Source organism: Pseudomonas sp. Con_6 (genome assembly GCF_059379395.1).
In genome coordinates, this window is sequence record NZ_CM182011.1 from 606,309 (window position 1) to 628,671 (window position 22,363).

The window sequence follows — 22,363 nt, forward strand, 5'->3', positions numbered from 1 at the left end:
GAGCGCCTCGGGAGCGAATGTGGAGATTGTGTGGAGAAACTCAGCTCAACCGGCTAGCCGGCAACCACAGGCGCACGCGCACGCCGTCCTCGACATTGGCGATCTCCAGCGAACCGCCGTGCAGTTGCACCACTTCCTCGACGAAGTTCAGGCCCAGGCCGGTGCTCTTGCGCCCGCTGCCGGGGCGCGGCAGCGAGTAGAAGCGCTCGCTGAGACGGCCGAGGGCGTAGTCGGGAATCGCTTCGCCCTGGTTGTACAGGCTCAGGGCCACACGTTGCGCCTCGTGCTCCAGTTCGAACACCAGCAGACCGCCAGGCGGGGTGAAGTCGAGGGCGTTCTCCAACAGGTTGCCGATGGCCTGGCGCATCAGGAACGGCTCACAGTGCAGCCGCGCCAGGGCCGGCACGCGCTGGCGGACCTGCAGGGCGGCGCTCTCGATACGCACGCTGCGGGCCAGCAGCAACTCATCGATCATCGCCGCCAGCGCCACCTGTTGCTGCTCTTCCAGGCCCTGGCGCTGCTCGACCTGGGCCAGGCCCAGCAGGCGTTCGATCAATTGCTGCATGCGTGCGCTTTCGTTCTCGATATTGCCGGCGAAGCGCTGGCGCTGCTCGTCGCTCATCGGCCCCTGCAACAGCTCGCTGGCGCCGCGGATTGCCGCCAGCGGGCTTTTCAGTTCGTGGGTCAGGGTGTGCACGTAGCGTTCGACATAGTCCTTGCCTTCCAGGCGGCTGCGCATGCGCTCCACCGCCGCCGCCAGTACCGCCAGCTCGCCGCCGCGGTAATGCGGCAGGGCCACCCGCTCGCCGGCGCTGACCGCCTGGGCGTAGCGGGTCAGGCGCCGCAACGAGCGCGCCAGCCACCAGGACAACGCCGCACCCACCAGTAAACCCAGCACGATCAGGCCGATACCGAGGTTGATCAGGCGCTGTTCCGAACGGTCGACATAGGGCTGCAACGAGCGGTTGGGCTTGGCCACGGTGACTACGCCTATCACCTGTTGGCGATCGCGGATCGGCGCGGCCACGTGCATCACCGAGGAGTCCGGGTCGTTCTGGTCGCTGCGGGTCGAGCGCGCGCCGTACTGGCCGCGCAGGGTCAGGTAGACGTCGTTCCAGCGCGAGTAGTCCTGGCCCACGGCGTCGCCGGCGGAATCGAGGAGGACGATGCCCCTGGCGTCGGTGACGTAGATACGGTGGTTCACCTCGGTCTTGGCCAGGCCCCAGATATCCGCATTGGGCCGGCGCTGGCCGTAGGCCTTGAGCAGATCGGGCAGGTCGCTCTGGGCCAGGGTGCCGGCCTTGACTTGGTCGCGCAGGATCTCGGCCAGCAGGTTGGCGGTGTCCACCAGGGTTTCCTCGGTGGACTGGCGCACCGCCGGGCGCACCTGTTCGCGCACGGTGTTGAGGACGAACCAGGCGGTCAGCCCGACGAACAGGAAGTACACCAGGAAGATGCGGATGCCCAGGCGCATCAGCTGAGCGCCGGGTTGTAGCTGTAGCCCAGGCCGCGGTGGGTCTGGATCGGCTCGGCGTCGGCGGCGACCCCGCGCAGCTTGGCGCGCAGGCTCTTGATATGGCTGTCGATGGTGCGCTCGTAGCCGGCATCGGCGGACACGCCCACGGCATCCAGCAATTGCTCGCGGCTGAACACCCGCTCCGGCTGTTCCAGCAGGCATTGCAGCAGGCGGAATTCGTGACGGGTGAGGTTGAGCAGCTGTTCGCGGTAGTGGATCTGCATGCGCAGGGTGTCGAGATTGAACGGCGTGCCGGTGCTCACGCTGGCGGTAGCGTGCGGCGTCATGCGCTTGAGGATGGCACGCACCCGGGCCGCTACCTCGCGCGGGCTGAACGGCTTGACCACGTAGTCGTCGGCGCCGATCTCCAGGCCCACCACCCGGTCGATCTCGCCATCACGGGCGCTGAGGAACATCACCGGTACCTCGCTGAAGCGGCGCAGCTGGCGGCAGGTCTCGAAGCCGCTGATGTCCGGCAGGCCGATATCGAGGATCACCAGGTCCGCCGGCTGCTGGCGCTGGCGTTCCAGCGCGGCATGGCCGAGGGTCACCCACTCGGTGCTGTGACCTTCGCCCTGGAGGGCGAAGATCAGGGTGTCGGCGATGGCGGCTTCGTCTTCAACGATGAGGATATGCGGCATAAAGCAGCTACAAGCTATAAGTGGAAAGCTGCAAGTGTAAGCGATCCGCCTTTGCTTGCAGCTTATGGCTTGGAACTTGCCGCTGCCTTAGCAGCCCGGCTTTCCGGCGGTGAAGCGGCGGGCCGGGTTTACCGCGGCGCCGAATTCGCGCAGGGCCTTGGCGCCGATCAGCAGCGGGTAGTTGAAGTTACTGCGGTCGGTGAGGTTGACCTCGACAGTGCGTTTGACGTCGCCCAGGCACAGCTCCAGCTCGATCACCGGACGGTGCGTGGGGTCGAGGTTCTCTTCCTCGTCTTCGTCGGCACGGCTCTTGATCTTGCTGATGCGCGCCAGCTTGTGCTCATAGACCTTGTCGTCGGCGTCCTTGGTCGCCAGGCGGAAGCGCACCCAGTCCTCGCCGTTGCGGGTGAACTGTTCGATGTTCTTCGCCGACAGCGAGGCGGTGAGGGCGCCGGTGTCCATCTTGGCCTTGAAGGTCTCGCCGATGTCGGATACGGCAATGTATTCATAGCGACCGTAGAGGGTCGGTTCGGCGGCCATCACCGGCAGTGACAGCAGGCCGAGCAGGGCGATCAGTGGTTTCAAGGGAAGGCTTCCTGGGGAAAGACAGGGGATTAGACTGCCGTTCGGCTGTTGGTTCGGCAAGACAGGGTAGTGCACACAATGTGAAACATTTGTCTGTGACCGTATGCCCGTGGCGTTTGGTGTTCCGCACCCGGCTGCTTAAAATGGCCGACTGTTTTCCCACAATAAGAGTGGATTTATGCGTCGCCTGCTCACCGGCAGTTTTGTCACCCTGTTGCTGTTGCTCAACACGCTGGTCCTGATCGGGCCGCTGATGGTCTTCGCCCTGCTCAAGCTGGTCCTGCCTGGCCGCTACCGCGATTACGCATCGTGGGCGGTGATGTGGATCGCCGAGACCTGGGCCGAGATCGACAAGCTGATCTTCGCCCTGTGCATCCCCACGGTCTGGGACGTGCGCGGCAATGCCGGCCTGCGTCTGGACACGTCCTACCTGTGCGTCAGCAACCACCAGACCTGGGTGGACATCCCGGCGCTGATCCAGGTGCTCAACCGCAAGATCCCGTTCTTCAAGTTCTTCCTCAAGAAGGAACTGATCTGGGTGCCGCTGCTGGGCCTGGCCTGGTGGGCGCTGGATTATCCGTTCATGAAGCGCTACAGCAAGGCTTTCCTGGACAAGAACCCGCACCTCAAGGGCCAGGACCTGGCCATTACCAAGGCCGCCTGCGAGCTGTTCAAGCGCCAGCCGGTGACCGTGGTCAATTACCTGGAAGGCACCCGTTTCTCCCAGGCCAAGCGTCAGGCCCAGGGCTCGCCGTACCAGCACCTGCTCAAGCCCAAGGCCGGCGGCGTGGCCTTCGTGCTGGCGGCGCTGGGCGAGCAGCTGGATGCGCTGCTGGACGTGACCATCGTCTATCCGGGCAACAAGGCGCCGGGTTTCTGGGACCTGGTCAGCGGATCGATTCCGCGGGTAATCGTTGATATCGAAGTGCGCGATCTGGACCCGGCGCTGTGGGCCGGCGACTACGAGACCGACCCGGCGGTGCGCCAGGCCGTGCAGGCCTGGGTCAACCAGTTGTGGCAGGACAAGGACGCGCGGATCGAGCGACTGCGCGGCGAACTAAACTGACGAATGCGGCGTCGGGGCGAGAGGTGCGGTGACGCCATTGCCCCAGATGCCCGAAAGGTTCTGCAGCAACGACGCGGCCACGCCCTGCTGGCCGAGGTACTGGAGGATCAGCGGGGCGAAGCGGGCGATCATGCCGTCCTGCATGCCCAGCGCGCTGAAGGCGTTGCTCAGGTCCGCGCTGTTCTTCACATTGCCGCCCAGGGCATTGCTCAGGGCTGACGACTCACCGCTCTTGCCGAGCAGATCACCCAATCCCGCCAGCCCGCCCAGGGCGTTGTCGCCGGAAAGCATGTCCAGGCCCGGTACGGCCTTGCTCAGTTGCGCGTAGTCGCCGCTGCTCAACTGGTTGCGCGCCAGGCCGAGCAGGGCGCCGGTGCCGCCGATGGCCTGCTCTGGAGTGATGTTCAGGTCCTTGCCCAGGGTGTTGAGCAGGTTGGCCGAGGCGGCGGGAGCCTGCACCGGTGCTTTGTCCGACTGGCCTTGCATGGCGGAGACGGCGTTGGCGGCGTCGTTGAGGTTGAAAGCAAAGGCCGAACTGGCGGCCAGGGCCACCAGGGTGACCAGGGCAAAACGTTTCATGGGGAGGAACCTCGTCAGCCGTGAAAGGCAGGGAAAACGAGGTGTTGGAGTGGATTTCGGGGGGAATGTTCCCGGGGCCTACGCTCCCACAGGTTGAGCGTCGCTCTATCGGAAGAAACCGCGGATCCCATACCAGGCCGGCAATCCCAGCCCGACCCAGGACAGCGCATCCCACCAGCCATCCCCGAGGAGCGCAGCGAACAACCCCGCTGCGCCCAGCACCCCGATCAGCAGCGGCATGCCGAACACCTTCCAGTTCATCGGCTCGCCTCCGTCCGTCGGCGCACCCACCACAGATACAAGCCACTGCCGAGCACGACGATGGTCAGTACATCCAGCACCGCCCAGAGGATCTGCATCGGCCGCCCGCCGTAGTCGCCGAAGTGCAGCGGCCCCGACAGGCCCATGGCATCCATGTACCAGGGGCGCTCGCCCACGGCGGTGACCTGCAGGTTGCTGGCATCGATCAGCACCGGCGTCAGCAGGTGCGAGGTCAGGTGCGTGTTGCCCTTCATGAACACCGCATAGTGATGCTCGCTGGAGAAGCGCGTGCCGGGGAAGGCGATAAAGTCCGGCTGCATGCCCGGCGCCGCCCCGGCAGCGATATCCAGCACCCGGCTGACCGGGGCCAGCTCGGTCAGCGGTGGCGCATCGCGGTAGGGTGCGATCATCGCCGTGAGGCTCTCGTTGCGCCAGGCGGCAATGACCAGGTCGGACAGCGCACTGATCACCCCGGTCACCCCCACCACCAGCGCCCAGGTCAGGGTGACGATGCCGATCAGGTTGTGCAGATCGAGCCAGCGCAGGCGCCGCGACTTGTCATGGCGCACCGTGGCGAAGTCCAGCCGGCGCATGAACGGCGCGTACAGCACCACCCCTGAGATGATCGCCACGACGAACAGCACGCCCATGAAGGCCAACAGCAGCTTGCCCGGCAGGCCGGCGAACATGTCCACGTGCAGGCGCAGCATGACCATCATGAAGCCGCCGTTGGCCGACGGCATCTCCACCGCCTCGCCGGTGCGTGCGTCGAGCATGAAGGTGTGCGAAGAGTTGGGCTCGGTACCAGCGGTGGCGGCCATGATGGCCACCACGCCGTTGGCGTTATCCTCGTCCCAGCCGAAGTACTGCATCACCTCGCCCGGACGGTGGGCCTGAGCTTTCAGGACAAGCTGCTGAAGGTCCAGCTTCGGTGTGTCGGCGGGCATGACCTTGAGCTCGGGCGCGTCGCCCAGCAGATGGTCGATCTCGTGATGGAAGATCAGCGGCAGCCCTGTCACTGCCAGGAGCAGCAGGAACAGGGTGCAGATGAGGCTGGTCCAGGTGTGGATCGCGGACCAGCGGCGGATGGTCTTGCTCTTCATCCCGGCTTAGAACTTGTAGTTCACGCTGGCCACCACATTGCGCTCGTCACCGTAGTAGCAGTAGTAGCCGTCACAGGTGGACAGGTAGTCCTTGTTGAACAGGTTCTTCGCATCCACGGCGACGGTCACGCCTTTCAGACTGCTGTTCACGCGGCCCAGGTCGTAGTGCACCGAGGCATCGTAGACGGTGTAGGAACCGACATGGCCCCAATCGGTGTTGGTGGTGTTGCCGTAGGTGTCGCCTACGTAGCGCACGCCAGCACCGACGCCGAAGCCGTCGAGAGGACCACTGCGCAAGGTGTAGTCCGCCCAGGCGGTAGCCTGGTTGCGTGGCACCTGCTTGAGACGGTTGCCTTTCTCGCCGTCGTTACCCTTGATGATCTCGCTGTCGTTGTAGGTGTACGAGGCGACCAGCTTGAGGCTTTCGGTTACGTCGCTGGTGGCTTCCAGTTCCAGACCGCGGTTGCGTACCTCACCCACCTGGCGAGTGATGTTGGCTTCGGTCACCGAGAGGTTTTTCTGGGTAAGGTCGAACACGGCCGCGGTTAGCAGGGTCTTGCTGCCCGGCGGCTGGTACTTGATGCCCAGTTCGTACTGTTTGCCCTCGGTGGGTTTGAACGCGCTGGTGCTGGAGACCTGTGTACCGATCGCCGGCTGGAAGGACTCGGCATAGGAGATGTACGGGGTGATGCCGTTGTCGAACACATAGCTCAACGCTGCGTTACCGCTGAACTTCTTGTCACGCTGGGTGGTGGTGGCATCGCCCATGTTGTGGAAGGTGGTGCCGTTGTGCACCCAGTCCTCGCGACCGCCGAGGGTCAGTCGCCAGTTGTCCAGGGCCATCTGATCCTGCACGTAGAGACCGGTCTGCTGGATCTTCTGGTTGTAGTCATACATGTCGAAGTACTGGACGCTGGAGAAGTCCTGTCCGTAGATCGGCCGATGGATATTGCTGCTCGGCACGCCGGCCGAGCCCCAGCGCCAGCGCGCGTCGGCGGTGGAGCGCTGGTGGTCGAGGCCGAGCAGCAGGGTGTGGCTGACCACGCCGGTCTGGAAGTCGGCCTGGAAGTTGTTGTCCACGGCGAACTGGCTGATGTCTTCCTCGACGATCCCGGCGGTGCGGCTGACGGTGCCATCGGGCAGCACGGCCTCGTCAGGGCCTGCCGGCCAGATCATGCCGCCGGCGGTGATGCCCTTGAAGTCCAGCTCGTTACGGGTGTAACGCAGGTTCTGGCGGAACTGCCACATGTCGTTGAGGCGGGTCTCGAAGGCGTAGCCCAGTGCGTAGTAGGTGCGGTCGTAGGATTCCCAGTCCGGATCACCAAGGTTCTTGTGGTGGGAAATCTTGCCCGCCGCGCTGTCCAGCTTGGTGCCTTGCAGTGGCAGGAACTGACCGGTGATGCCGGTATCGTCGCGGGTGAACTGCGAGATGAAGGTCAGTTTGGTGTCGTCGTTGATGTTCCAGGTAACGCTCGGCGCCAGGTTGTAGCGCTTGTCTGGAACGTGATCGATCGGCGAGCCGCTGTCGCGGACGGTGCCGCTCAGGCGATAGAGGAACTGGCCCTGGTCGTCGATCTTGCCGGTGCTGTCGAAGTTGATCTGCTTGTGTTCGTTGCTGCCGACCTGCACTTCGATCTCATTGGCGCTTTCGGCCTGAGGGCGGCGGGTGACCATGTCCACCAGGCCGCCTGGTGGCGTCTGGCCATAGACGGAGGAGGCCGGGCCGCGCAGCACGGCGACGCGCTCGAGGTTCCAGGTTTCGATCTTCGGCGTGGCGTAGTTGCCGCGTGGCAGCGGCAGGCCGTCGAGGAACTGGGTCGGCTCGAAGCCGCGGACCAGCAGCCAGTCACTGCGCGAGTCGGAGCCGTAGCCGCTGCTCTGCACGCCGGCGGCGTAGCGCAGGGCGTCGTTGAGGTTGAGGACCGGGCGGTCTTCCATCTGCTGGCGGGTGACCACGGTCATCGAGCGAGGAATCTCGGCAATGGCGGTGTCGGTCTTGGTCCCGGCGGCGCTGCGGGTCGCGGTGTAGCCGTCCACGGCGCCCCAGGCGGTTTCATAGCTACCGGTGGCGTTGACGTTGGTTTCCGGCAGCGCAACGCTGTCGTTCGGAGCGGCGATCAGGCTGTAGGTGCCAGCACTGCTCTGCTGCAGTTGCAAACCGGTACCACGCAGTGCCTGCTGCAACGCACCGATCGCGTCGTACTGACCGTTCACCGGTGCCGAGGTGCGACCGTTGGCCAGGGCTGGATCGAGGGCCAGGGCGATGCCGGCCTGGCTGGCGATCTGGTTGAGGGTGCTGGCCAGGGGGGCGGCGGGCAGGTTGTAGCTGCGTGCTTCGGCGGCGATCAGTTGGGTGCTGGCCAAGGGGGCAGCGATGGCGATGGCCATAGCCAGCAGGCTTGGACGCAGGAAGCTTTCGATTGAGCGGGTCATGCGGGTCCTCGACGGGAATTTTGTGCTAACTAGCCTCCATGCCGAGCGAGAGTGGAAAAGTGATAGGGGTTAGTGAAAATATTTTTGATTTAGATTTCCGGTGATGGATTCCAAGGGCCTCATCGCGGGTGTACGCGCTCCTTGTGGGAGCGGGTTCACCCGCGATGAGGCCCTCAAGGGCAACACCTATTTCTCGGTGCGAGCCACCACGGTCACCCACCACGGCGTGCGCTGCTGCACCTGCACCGGCAAGGTCGGCAGCAGCGATTGCAACGCCAGGTCGGTGTCGTGCAGCGGGAAACTGCCGGTAATCCGCAGGTCGGAGACTTCTGGCGCCACCCCCAGGTAACCGCTGCGATAGCGACCCAGTTCCTCCACCAGGTCGCCCAGGCGAACGTTGTCCACCACCAGCATGCCGCGGGTCCAGGCATCGGCGCCGACCCCCAGCTTGTCGACGCGGCCGAGCCGGTCATGGCTCATCAGTACCTGCTGGCCTTCGTGCAGCACCTGTTCATCACCGCTTTCCTGTGGCTTGGCCGCCACCGCCGACTGCAGCACGCTCAGGCGCGTTCCTTCGTCTTCCAGGCGCACCAGGAAGCGCGTGCCCAGCGCTCGCATGCGGCCATCCCCGGTGGTGACGATGAACGGCCGGGCGTCGTTGTCCTTGTGACCGGTCTCGATGGAAATCTCGCCGTCATGCAGGACGATCAGGCGCTCCTTGGCGCTGTAGCGGATATCCACCGCGGAATGGGTGTTGAGGCTGATCAGCGTACCGTCGTCGAGGCGCAGGCTGCGGGTCTCGCCGGTGGCGGTGCGCTGGTCGGCGAACCAGTAGCCGAGGCTCTGGTGTGCATTCATCCAGCCGAACAGGCCAACCACAATGGCCAGGCTGGCCAGCCCGCCACCGAGCTTGCGCACCCGTTGGCGCAGGCCGACGCGGGATTGCTGCAAGGCCTTGCGTGCAGGACCGGCTGCCGTTGCAAAGCGTTGGTCGAGCATGCCCAGTTGTGACCAGGCGCGGGCGTGTTCTTCATTAGCGGCGTGCCAGCGTTCGAATTCGGCACGTTCCTGGGCGCTGCCACTGCCGCAATCGAGGCACAGTTGCCAGTTGATCGCGGCATCGAGGACCTGGGCGGACACCGGGCTGGAATTCATGGAACTCATGTCGGCTCGCCATACAGCGCGATGTAGCACTGGCGCATGCCCTGGGCCAGGTACTGGCGCACCCGCGGTACGGAAACGTCGAGTTTCTCGGCGATTTCCGCGTGGGTCATGCCGTCCAGGCGATTATGCAGGAACGCCGTGCGGGCCTTGCTCGACAGCTTGCCGAGCAGGCGGTCGATGGCCTTGAGGTCTTCGAGGATCAGGTGCAGGGCTTCCGGCGATGGCTGTTCGGCCTCCGGCACCAGCAGCAGTTCTTCCAGGTAGGCCTGTTCCAGCGCGGTGCGGCGGAAGTGGTCGAACAGCAGGCCTTTGGCCACGGCGAGAAGGAACGCCCGCGGCTGGCGCGGTGCCGGCAACTCGTCGCGACCGAGCAGGCGCACGAAGGTGTCCTGGCTCAGGTCTTCGGCGCGTTCGGCGCTGGCGAGGTTGCGGCGCAACCAGGTCAGCAGCCAGCCGCGGTGATCGCGATACAGCGCGCCAACCAGCTCGTTGTGAGGGCTTGGTACCGACGACAAGGCGTTCCCCGGAAAAAGAAAGTGTTAACTAACGAGAATTATTCGCGATTGTGTCAGAGCACGTGGCACTGTGCAATTAACGCTCATCGGATTACTCGTGGGTCTTTCCGGGAAAGGTATTACAAGCCGTGGCTCTGTTGGCGCTTGCGACGCCAACCTTGCAGGCGCTGCTCCAGCGCCCTGGGGCTGTCCAGCAACTGGCGCTGGGCCTGGCGGAACAGGATCAGCGCCAGTTCGGCGGTGACCTGGGCATCGGCGCTGGCGTTGTGACGTTCTTCCACCAACAGGCCGAAATGGTTGACCCAGTCGTCCAGGCCGGCATCGCGCATGACCACATCGGGGTTCAGCAGTGGTGCCAGTTCGGCCACATCCATGAACGGGTGCTGCAGCTTGTAGCCAAGGCTGTCCTTGAGTGCGCGGGCGAGCATGCGCTGGTCGAAGCCGGCGTGGAACGCCAGCAGCGGGCTGTCGCCGATGAAGTCCATCAGGTCCAGCAGCGCCTCCGCCGGGTCGCAACCGGCGGCGATGGCGCTGGGCGCGAGGCCGTGGATCAGCGTGCTGGGGGCGAGCTTGTGGTCATGGCGGTGCAGGGTACGCTCGAACTGCTGGCTGAAATCGAGGGCGCCGTCCTCGATCACCACTGCGCCAATGGACAGCACCTGGTCGCGGTTGAGGTTGAGGCCGCTGGTTTCCAGGTCCAGCACCACCCAGCGCTGCTGGCGCAACGGCAGATCGCTCCAGGTCGGTGCGGGGGCCAGCCCTTCCAGGCGCTGGCGCTGGTCTTCGGCAAGCTCGGGTTGGCTGGGACGCAGCCAGGCAAACAGACTCATAGTTGATACCGCAGGGCCAGGCTGCTTTGCAGGCGCTGGGCCTGACGCAGGGATTCACGCAGGATGCGTCGGTCGAGGTCGTTGAGGTTGTCCGGGTCGACGCGGTTTGAGTAGGGCAGGTTCTGCCGGGTCTGGATCTGGTGCTGCTGCATGCGGGTCTGCTGGATGAAATGGTAGGCCTCTTCGAAGGCACCACCGTCCAGCGGGTCGATGACTTCCTTTTCCACCAGTTGGCGCAGGCGCTCCAGGGTGTTGTTGGCGCTGATGCCATTGGCCAGGGCCAGCAGCCGCGCGCCGTCGACGAAGGGGGTCAGGCCCTGGACCTTGAGGTCGAGGGTAGCGGCCTTGTCGTTGCCGCTGCGGGTCAGCACGAACTCGCGGAAGCGTCCCACCGGCGGTTTCTGGCGTAGCGCGTTGTCCGCCATCATGCGCTGGAACAGGCGGTTGTCGGCGACCTGGTCGAGGATGCTCTGGCGCAGTTGCTCGCAGCCCTGATCGTCGCCCCAGACCACCCGCAGGTCGAAGTAGATGCTCGAGGCCAGCAGGTTCTCCGGCGTCGCCTCGCGGATGAAGGCGGCGAAGCGTCGCGCCCATTCGGCACGAGACAGGCACAGCTCCGGGTTGCCGGCCATGATGTTGCCCTTGCACAGGCTGAAGCCGCACTGCGCCAGGCCCTGGTTGATGTGCTGCGCCAGGGGTAGCAGGCGGCCGCGGATCTCGGCGGCTTCCGCCGCGTCCCTGGCCTCGAAGAGGATGCCGTTGTCCTGGTCGGTGTGCAGGGTCTGTTCGCGGCGGCCTTCGCTGCCGAAGCACAGCCAGGTAAAGGGCACGCCGGGGTCGCCTTTTTCCGCGATCGCCAGTTCGATCACCCGGCACACGGTGTGGTCGTTGAGCAGGGTGATGATATGGGTGATCTGAGTCGATGAGGCGCCATGGGCAAGCATGCGCTCGACCAGTTGGCCGATCTCGCCACGCATTGCTACCAGATTGTCCAGGCGCGGCGCGCTGCGGATGGTGCGGGCCAAGTGGACCAGGTTGACCCGTTGCAGGGAAAACAGGTCGCGTTCGGAGACTACGCCGCACAGGCGCCGGTCTTCCACCAGGCAGACGTGGGCAATATGCCGCTCGGTCATGGCGATGGCGGCGTCGAAGGCGCTGGCCTGTGGCGTCAGGTAGAACGGCGAGGCGGTCATGTGCCCGGATACGGCCGAGTCGAAGTCGGTCTCGGCGCGGGCCACCACCTGGCGCAGGTCGCGCAGGGTGAAGATACCCACCGGGAAGCGTTGTTCGTCGACGATGACGATGCTGCCGACCTGGCTTTCGTCCATCAGCCGTACCGCCTCGCGCAGACTGGTAGCGGGATCGCACACTACCGGATGGCGCATGGCCAGTTCGCCGAGGCGGGTGTTCAGCGAGTACTGGTTGCCGAGGGTTTCCACGGCGCGGCGTTGGACCTGCTGGTTGACCTGGTCGAGCAGGCTGCTGACCCCGCGTAGGGAAAAATCTCGAAACACGTCGGAAATGGCAAACAGACGGATGAACGCCGCTTTGTTCAACTGTAGGCAGAAGGTGTCTTCGCCAGCGATATGCTCGGTGCGGGTGGCCCGTTCGCCGAGCAGGGCAGCCAGCGGAAAGCATTCGCCGCGAGCGATCTCGAAGGTCGTCTCGGTACCGCCCTTGACCATATGGGTACGCTCGCCGACCACGCGACCTTGCTTGACGATGAAGAAGTGTTCCACCGGTCCGTCGGCGGGCTTGATGATGCTGTCCCCGGCGGCATAGAAGCGCAGCTGGCACTGTTCCACCAGGTACGCCAGGTGGGCGTTTTCCATCTGGCTGAACGGCGGGAAACGTTGCAGGAACTGCATGGTTCCCTGGATGTTCTGCATGACTGCGGTTTTACCGGCCTGGTCGAAAGCGTCCATTTTGCTCATCAGCGGCACCGTCTCTGGGTTTCGTGGAGCGAAACCGATTGTTGTTATTCCCGCCATGGTCGGCCGCGGACAACGGGGTGCCCATTGGACGTAAGTCTAGGACGCCGACGAAATGCAGGTTGCAAGGCCTTGGATTGCGGTCTGAACTTGATTGAGCGAGCCTTTTGCAGGCTCCGGAGCGATGGGATACCGATGTCTGACCACGACGAATTATTGAGTGATGCCGAGCGTGAGGCGCTTGCGCAGGTGACTGCGCCTCCCGTCCTGCCTCAGAAAGTGCTGATTGTCGATGACGACGAGGACGCCAGCGAACTGCTGGCCCAGTACCTTGAGGCCGAGGGCATCGAGAGTCTGGCGCTGACCGACGCACGCGAAGCGTTGCAGACCATCCTGCGGGACCGGCGCATCGGCTTGTTGATCACGGATCTGAGGATGGGACCGTTCGATGGGTTGGAGCTGATTGGCAAGGTGCGCGGGTCGGAGCGGGCGGAGTTGCCGATCATCATCATTTCCGGGGATGCGGAAGTGCAGGATGCGATCACGGCGATGCATTTGAGCGTGGTGGATTTCATGCTCAAGCCGATCGATGTGGAGAAGTTGATGCCGTTGGTGCGCAGGGAACTGGGGATTTGAGGTGACAGTGTTGAGGCTGCTTCGCAGCCCTTCGCGAGCTTGCTCGCGAAGGACCGCAAAGCGGTCCCAATTGCAGACGCCGAGTATTACAGGCCGTTACGCGCCTTGTACTCGCGACGACGACGATGCAGCACCGGCTCGGTGTAGCCGTTCGGCTGCTTCGCACCCTCGACCACCAGCTCGACCGCCGCCTGGAAGGCGATGTTGCTGTCGAAGTCTGGTGCCATCGGGCGGTACAGCGGGTCGTTGGCGTTCTGCTTGTCCACCACCGGCGCCATGCGCTTCAGGCTTTCCAGCACCTGGGCCTCGCTCACCACGCCATGACGCAGCCAGTTGGCCAGCAACTGGGCGGAGATACGCAGGGTGGCGCGGTCTTCCATCAGGCCGACATCGTTGATGTCCGGCACCTTCGAGCAACCCACGCCCTGGTCGATCCAGCGCACCACATAGCCAAGGATGCCCTGGGCGTTGTTGTCCAGCTCGTTGCGGATCTCGTCGGCGGACCAGTTGGTGTCCGGTGCCAGCGGGATGGTCAGGATGTCGTCGACCGAAGCCGGCGCGCGCTTGGCCAGCTCGGCCTGGCGCTCCTGGACGTTGACCTTGTGGTAGTGCAGCACGTGCAGCGCGGCAGCAGTCGGCGACGGTACCCAGGCGGTGTTGGCACCGGCCTGCGGGTGGGCGATCTTCTGTTCCAGCATCGCCGCCATCAGGTCAGGCATGGCCCACATGCCCTTGCCGATCTGCGCACGGCCCTGCAGGCCACAGGCCAGGCCGATGTCGACGTTGGAGTTCTCGTAGGCGCCGATCCATTTCTGGGTCTTCATGGTGCCCTTGCGCACCATGGCGCCGGCTTCCATGGAGGTGTGGATCTCGTCACCGGTACGGTCGAGGAAGCCGGTGTTGATGAACACCACGCGCTCGCTGGCTGCCTTGATGCAGGCCTTGAGGTTGACCGTGGTACGGCGCTCCTCGTCCATGATCCCGACTTTCAGGGTGTTGTGCGGCAGGCCCAGCATGTCTTCGATGCGGCCGAACAGCTCGTTGGTGAACGCCGCTTCTTCCGGGCCGTGCATCTTCGGCTTGACGATGTACACCGAGCCGGTACGGGTGTTCTTGCGGGTGGTGTTGCCGTTGAGGTTGTGCATCGCCGCGAGGTTGGTGACCAGGCCGTCGAGGATGCCTTCCGGCACTTCGTTGCCATCCTTGTCGAGGATTGCGTCGATGGTCATCAGGTGACCGACGTTGCGCACGAACAGCAGCGAACGACCGTGCAGGGTGACGGTGCCGCCGTTTGGTGCGGTGTACTCGCGGTCCGGGTTCATGGTGCGGGTGAAGGTCTGGCCGTTCTTGCTCACGCTTTCCGCCAGGTCGCCCTTCATCAGGCCCAGCCAGTTGCGGTAGACCACGACCTTGTCGTCAGCGTCCACGGCAGCGACGGAGTCTTCGCAGTCCATGATGGTGGTCAGCGCGGCTTCGACCAGGATGTCCTTCACGCCGGCGGCGTCGGTCTGGCCGACCGGGGTGGTAGCGTCGATCTGGATTTCGAAGTGCAGGCCGTTGTGCTTGAGCAGGATGCCGGTCGGCTCGGAAGCCTGGCCCTGGAAGCCGATCAGTTGCGCGTCGTCACGCAGGCCGCTGTTGCTGCCGCCCTTGAGGGCGACGACCAGCTTGCCGCCGTCGATGCTGTAGCGGGTGGCGTCGACATGGGAGCCGGCGGCCAGTGGCGCGGACTCGTCGAGGAAGGCGCGGGCGAAGGCGATGACCTTGTCGCCGCGGACCTTGTTGTAGCCCTTGCCCTTCTCGGCGCCGCCTTCTTCGCTGATGGCGTCGGTGCCGTACAGTGCGTCGTACAGCGAGCCCCAGCGGGCGTTCGAGGCGTTCAGGGCGAAGCGTGCGTTCATCACCGGGACCACCAGCTGCGGGCCGGCCACGCGGGCGATCTCGTCATCGACGTTCTGGGTGGACAGCTGGAAATCCGACGCTTCTGGCAGCAGATAACCAATTTCCTGGAGGAATGCCTTGTAGGCCACGGCATCGTGTGCCTGGCCCTTGCGCGCCTGGTGCCAGGCATCGATCTGCGCTTGCAGGGTGTCGCGTTTGCTCAGCAGGGCTTTGTTCTTTGGAGCGAGGTCGTTGATGATCTTTTCCGCGCCTGCCCAGAACTGTTCGACGCTGACGCCGGTTCCGGGAATGGCTTCGTTGTTCACGAAGTCGAACAGGACTTTGGCGACCTGAAGGCCACCGACTTGAACGTGTTCAGTCATTGCTTGCCTCACTCTGCTCAGCTATTTCGCTTTCTATTTACGCCTTACGCGCTTCTCTAAACACGGCACCAGTTCTTGTCCTGACGGACGGCTGGATGCGGCCCGTCAGACGGGCCGGCGGGCGGTGCGCGTTTTCACAGGCGCTTGGCAGACATCGGATCGGGACGTTTTGTAGTCCACGCCGCGGCATACTACATGATGCGCTGCGCATGTGAAAATCAGACTAAATACGTCGTTTCGCGACCGTTTGGTCGCATCAGGGTCACGCTGGGACGGCGTATGTTCGCAAAAAACAGGTGGATTGTTCCAGATAAATCTTAAAACAGTACACGATTTGATTTTCGAAGCGCCTGCGGCAGGTTGCCGCGCCTTGCCTATACTTTCCCGACGCCCCACTGCCATGGGGGTTCCACGGGTTTTCCAGCAGAGGGTCGTCCGCGTGAATCATCTTGTCCTCACCGTCATCGCCGCCGACAAGGCCGGCCAGGTCGAGCGTATCGCCCAGACCATCGCCAATCACAACGGCAACTGGCTGGAGAGCCGCATGTCGCGGATGGCCGGGCAGTTCGCCGGGATCCTGCGGGTCGCGGTGCCGGCCGAATCCCATGACGAACTGGTCGATGCGCTGCAGGCGCTGGGTGAGAGTGGCATCCGTGTGCTGATCGCGGAGAGCGGCATCGAGCCGTCCTGCACCTGGAAGCCGATCGCCATGAGCCTGGTGGGTAATGATCGTCCCGGGATCGTCCGCGATATTACCCGTCTGTTGGCCGAGCAGGGGGTCAACGTCGAGCGCTTGAGCACCGACGTGCGTCCGGCGCCAATGAGCAGCGAACCGCTGTTTCACGCCGATGCCTTGCTGGCGGTACCGTTGACCCTGTCGCTGGACACCCTGCAAGCCCGCCTCGAAGACCTCGCCGATGACCTGATGGTGGAGCTGGAACTGCGTCCGGAAGAGTAGTTATCCCCAATGCACTTATCCCGTTTTAACGGGGACCGCCCTGTGGACAAGCTGGGGAGATACCGCGCCAGGTCAGATAAACCGTGGCTTTCCGGCGATTGAGCAAAAAATCGCCAGAAATCAGGAGCTTGTGCACAAAGGGCGGGGATGAGGGTGTGGATAACCTTGGGAGAGGTCGCTGCAGGCCACGAAATACGTGGCCTGCAGAGGTTTGATCAATTATTGATCAGGCGCGTTTGCGCAGGCTGAGCCAGGCATCGACGCTGTAGAGGGCCAGGCCGGCCCAGATGAACATGAACGCCACCAGCGTGGCGCTCGACAGGTGCTCGCCGAATAGCAGCACTGCCTGCAGCAGCACCAGGGTCGGCGCCAGGTATTGCAGGAAGCCCAGGGTGGTATAGGGCAGGTGGCGCGCGGCGGCGTTGAAGCTCACCAGCGGGACCAGGGTCACCGGGCCTGCGGCTATCAGCCAGAGGGCCTGGCTGGTGGTGTAGAACTCCGGTTGGGCGCTGCTTGCAGCCGGGTTGAGCAACAGCCAGGCGAGGGCGATGGGCACCAGCATCCAGGTTTCCACGACCAGACCGGGCAGCGCCGCCACCGGTGCCTGTTTGCGGATCAATCCATAAAAGCCGAAGCTCAGGGCCAGGGCCAGCGAAACCCAGGGCAGGCTGCCCACTTGCCACACCTGCTGGGCCACGCCCAGTGCCGCCAGGCCCACGGCGATCCATTGCAGGCGACGCAGACGCTCGCCGAGCAGGAGCATGCCCAGCAGCACGTTGACCAGCGGGTTGATGTAGTAGCCGAGGCTGGCTTCGAGCATGCGGTCGTTGTTCACGGCCCAGACGTAGGTCAGCCAGTTGAAGGCGATCAGCAGGCCGCTGAGGGCGAGGACCGCCAGGCGCCGCGGGTTGTCACGCAGCTCGCGCCACCAGCCTGGGTGCTTCCATACCAGCAACAGCAGCGAGCCGAACAGCGCCGACCAGAGCACCCGGTGGACGATGATCTCCACCGCCGGCACGCTTTGCAGCATTTTGAAGTAGATGGGGAACAGGCCCCAGATGATGTAGGCGGTCAGGCCGAGAATGTACCCGCGGCGCGGGTTTGCGGCAGTCATTATGGATCCTTGCTTAGCTAGCTAAATGCGCGGCTATTGTAGACAGGCTGCCGCTTGCTTCTAGAACAATTTCAGGGGGGCTTCATCCAGTGCGGCGCATTGCTCGCGCAGGGCGAGGATCTGGTCGCCCCAATAGCGTTCCTGGCCGAACCAGGGGAAGCTGCGGGGGAATGCCGGGTCGTCCCAGCGCCGAGCCAGCCAGGCGCTGTAGTGCAGCAGGCGCAGGCCGCGCAGGGGCTCGATCAGGGCCAGCTGGCGCGGGTCGAAGTCGTGGAATTCGTTGTAGCCGTCCATCAGTTCCGCCAATTGGCCGAGGCGTTCCTCGCGGCTGCCGGCGAGCATCATCCACAGGTCTTGCACGGCAGGACCCATGCGGCAGTCGTCGAGGTCGACGAGATGGAACACTTCGTCGCGACACATCATGTTGCCGGGGTGGCAGTCGCCGTGCAGGCGGATGGTCTGGTGCGGGGTGCGGGCGTAGATCGCTTCGATGCGCTTGAGCAGGTCGCGGGCCACGGATTCGAAGGCGGGCAGCAGGCTTTTCGGGATGAAGTTGCCGTCGAGCAGGGTGGCCAGGGAGGCGTGGCCGAAGTTGTCCACAGCCAGGTGTTCGCGGTGTTCGAAGGGGCGGCTGGCACCCACCGCGTGCAGGCGGCCGAGGAGTTGGCCGAGACGGTAGAGCTGGTCGAGGTTGCCCGGCTCCGGAGCGCGGCCACCGCGACGGGGGAACAGTGCGAAGCGGAAGCCGGCATGTTCGAACAGGGTCTTGCCGTTGTGCAGCAGCGGGGCCACCACGGGGACTTCGCAGTCGGCGAGTTCGGCGGTGAAGGCGTGTTCTTCGAGGATCGCTGCGTCGGTCCAGCGGTCGGGGCGGTAGAACTTGGCGATCACCGGCTCGGCGCCTTCGATGCCGACCTGGTAGACGCGGTTCTCGTAGCTGTTGAGGGCAAGGACGCGGGCGTCGCTGAGCAGGTCCTGGCTTTCGATGGCATCGAGGACCAGGTCGGGGGTGAGGGAATCGAAGGGGTGGGACATGCTCGGGCTCCGGCTGTGCGGCGAGAGGGCCGCATCGTTCGGGCATGTTACCGCAGAGGTTGATAAAAACCTTGTGGGAGCGAGCAAGCTCGCTCCCACACGTTATTTCGCTTGCCAGCTCAGGCCGCGCCGATGATGCCGCCGTCCTCACGGGTGATCGCCATCACCGAAGAGCGTGGCTTGCCATTCGGCAGATGCTCGGGGAAGGTCGAGCCGCCGGTTTCACCCGGGTGCTGGATGCCCACGAACAGGGTCTTCTGGTCCGGCGCGAAAGCGATCCCGGTCACCTCGCAAGCTACCGGCCCGACCATGAAGCGGCGGATCTCACCGGTCGCCGGATCGGCGCAGAGCATCTGGTTGTTGCCCATACCGGCAAAGTCCCCGGCATTGCTGTAGTCGCCATCGGTCAGGATCCACAGCCGCCCGTCCGGGTCAAAGCCGAGGCCATCGGGGCTGTTGAACATGTTCTGTGCGGTGACGTTGTCCGAACCGCCTTTCGGCGCGCCCGGATGCACTTGCGGATTGCCTGCGACCACGAACAGGTCCCAGTCGAAACTCATCGACGCATGATCGTCCCCCGTCTCGCGCCAGCGCAGAATCTGCCCGTAGACGTTCTTCTCCCGCGGGTTCGGACCGCCCACCGGCTGGCCTTCCTCGCCACGCTTGACGTTGTTGGTCAGGGTGCAATAGATCTGGCCATCCTTCGGGCTGACCACGATCCACTCCGGCCGGTCCATGCGCGTGGCCTTGAGATGACTCGCTGCCAGACGCGCGTGGATCAGCACCTGCGCCTGATTGGCGAAGCCGGCGGCAGCATTGAGGCCGTTCTTGCCGTGGGTCAGTTCCAGCCACCGGCCCTTGCCCTTTGGATGGCCCGGGTTGCCGTCGCCCTCGTCGAAGCGCGCCACGTACAGGGTGCCATGGTCCAGCAGGCTGCGGTTGGCGGTGGGGTTCTTGTGGTCGATGCGATCGCGGCTGACGAACTTGTAGATGAACTCGCCACGCTCGTCATCGCCCATGTACACCACCGCGCGGCCGTCACGGGTTTCGCCGAGGGCGGCGTTCTCGTGCTTGAAGCGGCCGAGGGCGGTGCGCTTGATCGGCGTGGATTTCGGGTCGAACGGGTCGATCTCCACCACCCAGCCATGGCGGTTCAGTTCGTTGGGGTTCTTGGCCAGGTCGAAGCGTGGGTCGTGCTGGTGCCAGTTGACTTCCTTGCCGGCCACCGAAGCACCGTAGCGCTTCTGTCCGGCATCGAAGGCTTGCTGCGCATCGCTGCTGCCGAAGCAGTCGGTGAAGTTCTCTTCGCAGGTCAGGTAGGTGCCCCACGGGGTCTTGCCGTTGGCGCAGTTCTGGAAGGTGCCGAGAACCTTGCTGCCACTGCTGTCGGCGGCGGTGCGCAGCCAGGCGTCACCGGCGGCCGGGCCGCCGATGCGCATCGGCGTGTTGCCGTGGATGCGCCGGTTGTACTTCGAGCCCTGGACAAACTGCCACTGGCCATCCTTGCGCTGCACTTCGATCACCGACACGCCTTCGGCGGCCTGGGCCTTGTGCACGTCTTCGGCATTGGCCGGTGCGCCGCCGTGGTCGAACAGGTAGCGGTAATTCGTGTATTCGTTGTTGATCGCCATCAGCGCCCGGTTTTCATCGCCGGGGAAGGGGAACAGGCTCATGCCGTCGTTGTTGTCGCCGAACTGCACTTCCTGGGCTTTGGCCGTGCCCTTGCCGGACGGGTCGAAGGCCGGGGAGTCGGCATGCAACGGCTGGCCCCAGCTGATCAGCACCGAGGCCTTGTAGCCCGGCGGCAGGCTGATGCCGTCGGCGGTGGAGGAGGCAATACCGGTGAAGCCGAGCAGGCCACCGCTGGCCGCGCTCACGCTGTCGGCCAAGACACTGCGGCTGAGCAGGTTGCCACCCAGGAACAGCGCTGCACCACACAAGGCGCCGGCACCGATGAAGCGGCGACGGCTGAGGCCGACCATCTGCTCGAGATCGGTCGGCTGGTTTTCTTCTAATAGGTTCATGACAGGCTTCCGGCGGTTTTGCCCGTCACCTTAATTCAGCGCCTATGACAGTTTTGTGGCGAAAATCAGACGGGCGTTCCGAGAAGCACGTAGGTTGGCAGGAAGCGGACCTGTACCACATTTCCTACGCCAAGACCGTGGGTCTTCAGCCACTCCGGTTCGGCAAAGGCGCAGAGTATCTGTCCGCTGTGCAGGGTCAGGCGCAGTTCGCTGGGCCCCTCGGGATCGTCCTGCAATTCCTCGATTTCCGCATCCAGGCTGTTGGTGCCTGGCGGCACCGGCGAGCCGACGGTCGCCAGTTCCAGCCAGCCGGCCTTGATCAGCGCGACCACCGCTGTGCCCTGTTCCAGTTCCAGGCGATGGGTGCTGTCGTGGGTGATCTGCGCCTCGATGCGCAGGCCACCGGCCAGGGTCAGCTCGATGGTGTCGTTGCGCCCCTGTGGATGGATCGCGCTGACCCGCCCGTGCAGCTGGTTGCGTGCGCTGGTGCGCAGCATCAGGCGGCCGAGCAGATCGAGGTCGCTGCTGTCCTCGGCCTCTTCGAGGATCTGCGCCTGGAGGATCTGCAGGCGCTGATACAGGCGCAGCACCCGTCGCCCTTCATCCGACAGACGGGCACCACCACCGCCGCGACCACCGGTGCTGCGTTCCACCAGCGGACGCGCGGCCAGGTTGTTGAGTTCGTCGATGGCGTCCCACGCGGCTTTGTAGCTCATGCCGGCGGCTTTCGCGGCACGGGTGATGGAGCCTTGCTCATCAATGTGCTGCAACAGGGCGATGCGTTGCGGACGTCGGACGATGTGCTGGGTCAGGGGTGCGGGCAAGGGCATGGGGCGGTACGAAAGCTGACGATGATCGGCAGGAAAGTGCCCGCCCCTGCGCGCCAAGTCAAGCATTGCCGGGCCGCGGGGTGCGTGCCAGGCAGTAGACATCGACCTGCTCGGCACCGCTGTCGCGCAGCAGGCGGGCCAGGACCTGAGCGGTGGTGCCGGTGGTCAGGACGTCATCCACCAGTGCCACATGAAGGCCATTGATGGCGGCGGGATCGGCCAGGGCGAAGGCGTCCTTGAGGTTGCGTCGGCGGGCGCGGGCGTCCAGCTCCTGCTGCGCCGGGGTGTCTCGCAGGCGGCTGAGCAGGTTTGCGGCGCAGGGGATTGCGAGTTGCGTGGCGAGCCATTCAGCCAGCATCGCTGCCTGGTTGTAGCCGCGTTGGCGCAGGCGGCGCGTAGCCATGGGTACCGGCAAGAGCAAGGCCGGGCGCGGCAGGCCTTCGTTGAAGCGGTGCGCCAGCCAGTTGCCAAGCATTTGCGCCAGCAGCCGGCCCAGTGGCCACTGGCGCTGGTGCTTGAAGCGGGTGATCAGCACATCGACTGGAAAGCCATAGTGCCAGGGCGCTTCGACTTGCCGAAACGCGGGGCGCCGACGTGCGCACTGGCCACATAGCAAGCCGCTCATCGGCAAGGGCAGGGCGCACAGGCGGCAACCTTCGTCGAGCCAGGGCAATTCGCTTTCGCAGGGGACGCAAAGTGGATGGGCCTGTCCGGCGGGCTCATCACAGAGCAAGCAGGATTGGTTGTTATTTGAGCAGATGTCGACTGTTGGTTTGTTGTGAGGTTGACAGTGCATAAGGCTTCCTTAACTATGCGGACTATCCGTGAGGCGCTGCGGGCAATCCGATCCCGGCGCAAGTACAAGCCTAAACAAGGAA

At 64.4% G+C, this 22,363-nt stretch carries 20 protein-coding genes; 3 read left to right on the forward strand and 17 right to left on the reverse strand.

The features are described 5' to 3' along the window. Positions 1-40: 40 nt before the first annotated feature. The 3 genes from creC to rloA2 all read right to left on the reverse strand — a co-directional run bounded on the left by creC (position 41) and on the right by rloA2 (position 2,742). A complete protein-coding gene (gene creC, locus AC5QPF_RS02720; RefSeq protein ID WP_494961915.1) occupies positions 41-1,474 on the reverse strand; it encodes a two-component system sensor histidine kinase CreC in 1,434 nt (477 codons plus the stop codon). After that, positions 1,474-2,157 carry a two-component system response regulator CreB gene (creB, locus tag AC5QPF_RS02725; RefSeq protein ID WP_494961916.1) on the reverse strand — a complete coding sequence of 228 codons (684 nt, stop codon included), beginning with the start codon at positions 2,155-2,157 and terminating at the stop codon, positions 1,474-1,476. The genes creC and creB overlap by 1 nt, the downstream gene beginning before the upstream one ends. An 87-nt stretch (positions 2,158-2,244) precedes the next feature. Further along, positions 2,245-2,742, reverse strand: a complete 498-nt coding sequence (rloA2, locus tag AC5QPF_RS02730; RefSeq protein WP_494961917.1) for a retropepsin-like aspartic peptidase RloA2 — start codon at positions 2,740-2,742, stop codon at positions 2,245-2,247. Positions 2,743-2,920: 178 nt separating this feature from the next. On the opposite strand from rloA2, the gene yihG reads away from it, so the two are divergent. After that, positions 2,921-3,808: a 1-acylglycerol-3-phosphate O-acyltransferase, YihG family gene (gene yihG / locus AC5QPF_RS02735; protein ID WP_494961918.1), complete on the forward strand. Its 888-nt coding sequence runs from the start codon at positions 2,921-2,923 to the stop codon at positions 3,806-3,808. Here yihG and AC5QPF_RS02740 read toward each other — a convergent pair. The 8 genes from AC5QPF_RS02740 to AC5QPF_RS02775 all read right to left on the reverse strand — a co-directional run bounded on the left by AC5QPF_RS02740 (position 3,800) and on the right by AC5QPF_RS02775 (position 12,627). Next, complete coding sequence (locus AC5QPF_RS02740; protein WP_494961919.1) at positions 3,800-4,387, reverse strand: DUF2780 domain-containing protein; 588 nt, start codon at positions 4,385-4,387, stop codon at positions 3,800-3,802. The genes yihG and AC5QPF_RS02740 overlap by 9 nt on opposite strands. A 105-nt stretch (positions 4,388-4,492) precedes the next feature. Further along, positions 4,493-4,648, reverse strand: coding sequence for a hypothetical protein (locus AC5QPF_RS02745; RefSeq protein ID WP_494961920.1), 156 nt, complete (start codon positions 4,646-4,648; stop codon positions 4,493-4,495). Then, on the reverse strand, positions 4,645-5,751 hold the full coding sequence (locus tag AC5QPF_RS02750) for a PepSY domain-containing protein (RefSeq protein ID WP_494961921.1): 1,107 nt from the start codon (positions 5,749-5,751) through the stop codon (positions 4,645-4,647). The genes AC5QPF_RS02745 and AC5QPF_RS02750 overlap by 4 nt, the downstream gene beginning before the upstream one ends. Positions 5,752-5,757: 6 nt before the next feature. After that, complete coding sequence (locus AC5QPF_RS02755; protein WP_494961922.1) at positions 5,758-8,184, reverse strand: TonB-dependent siderophore receptor; 2,427 nt, start codon at positions 8,182-8,184, stop codon at positions 5,758-5,760. Positions 8,185-8,370: 186 nt separating this feature from the next. After that, a complete protein-coding gene (locus tag AC5QPF_RS02760; RefSeq protein ID WP_494961923.1) occupies positions 8,371-9,348 on the reverse strand; it encodes a FecR domain-containing protein in 978 nt (325 codons plus the stop codon). Beyond that, positions 9,345-9,863 (reverse strand): RNA polymerase sigma factor, encoded by a 519-nt coding sequence (locus AC5QPF_RS02765; protein WP_494961924.1) that lies wholly within the window; start codon positions 9,861-9,863, stop codon positions 9,345-9,347. The genes AC5QPF_RS02760 and AC5QPF_RS02765 overlap by 4 nt, the downstream gene beginning before the upstream one ends. A 119-nt stretch (positions 9,864-9,982) precedes the next feature. Next, entirely contained in the window at positions 9,983-10,693 is a 711-nt protein-coding gene (locus tag AC5QPF_RS02770) for an exonuclease domain-containing protein (protein WP_494961925.1), read from the reverse strand. Then, on the reverse strand, positions 10,690-12,627 hold the full coding sequence (locus tag AC5QPF_RS02775) for a putative nucleotidyltransferase substrate binding domain-containing protein (protein ID WP_494961926.1): 1,938 nt from the start codon (positions 12,625-12,627) through the stop codon (positions 10,690-10,692). The genes AC5QPF_RS02770 and AC5QPF_RS02775 overlap by 4 nt, the downstream gene beginning before the upstream one ends. Positions 12,628-12,819: 192 nt before the next feature. Between AC5QPF_RS02775 and AC5QPF_RS02780 the strand changes: the two genes are divergently transcribed. Further along, positions 12,820-13,260: a response regulator gene (locus tag AC5QPF_RS02780; RefSeq protein WP_494961927.1), complete on the forward strand. Its 441-nt coding sequence runs from the start codon at positions 12,820-12,822 to the stop codon at positions 13,258-13,260. 86 nt (positions 13,261-13,346) lie between these two features. Here the strand turns inward: AC5QPF_RS02780 and AC5QPF_RS02785 are convergent, their stop codons facing one another. Then, positions 13,347-15,524, reverse strand: coding sequence for a malate synthase G (locus AC5QPF_RS02785; protein ID WP_494961928.1), 2,178 nt, complete (start codon positions 15,522-15,524; stop codon positions 13,347-13,349). 439 nt (positions 15,525-15,963) lie between these two features. On the opposite strand from AC5QPF_RS02785, the gene AC5QPF_RS02790 reads away from it, so the two are divergent. After that, on the forward strand, positions 15,964-16,482 hold the full coding sequence (locus AC5QPF_RS02790; RefSeq protein WP_330074321.1) for a glycine cleavage system transcriptional repressor: 519 nt from the start codon (positions 15,964-15,966) through the stop codon (positions 16,480-16,482). 226 nt (positions 16,483-16,708) lie between these two features. Here AC5QPF_RS02790 and rarD read toward each other — a convergent pair whose 3' ends face one another. From rarD to AC5QPF_RS02815, 5 genes are all read right to left on the reverse strand, one after another. Then, positions 16,709-17,596 carry an EamA family transporter RarD gene (gene rarD / locus AC5QPF_RS02795; RefSeq protein ID WP_494961929.1) on the reverse strand — a complete coding sequence of 296 codons (888 nt, stop codon included), beginning with the start codon at positions 17,594-17,596 and terminating at the stop codon, positions 16,709-16,711. Positions 17,597-17,656: 60 nt separating this feature from the next. Continuing rightward, positions 17,657-18,631 (reverse strand): serine/threonine protein kinase, encoded by a 975-nt coding sequence (locus AC5QPF_RS02800; RefSeq protein WP_494961930.1) that lies wholly within the window; start codon positions 18,629-18,631, stop codon positions 17,657-17,659. A 119-nt stretch (positions 18,632-18,750) separates the two neighbouring features. Beyond that, the gene (locus AC5QPF_RS02805) at positions 18,751-20,655 is read right to left on the reverse strand and encodes an alkaline phosphatase PhoX (protein WP_494961931.1); all 1,905 of its coding nucleotides are present in this window, start codon (positions 20,653-20,655) and stop codon (positions 18,751-18,753) included. 65 nt (positions 20,656-20,720) lie between these two features. Continuing rightward, positions 20,721-21,485, reverse strand: coding sequence for a TOBE domain-containing protein (locus AC5QPF_RS02810; protein ID WP_494961932.1), 765 nt, complete (start codon positions 21,483-21,485; stop codon positions 20,721-20,723). A gap of 58 nt (positions 21,486-21,543) precedes the next feature. Further along, positions 21,544-22,281, reverse strand: coding sequence for a phosphoribosyltransferase family protein (locus tag AC5QPF_RS02815; RefSeq protein WP_494961933.1), 738 nt, complete (start codon positions 22,279-22,281; stop codon positions 21,544-21,546). Between the last annotated feature and the right edge of the window lie 82 nt (positions 22,282-22,363).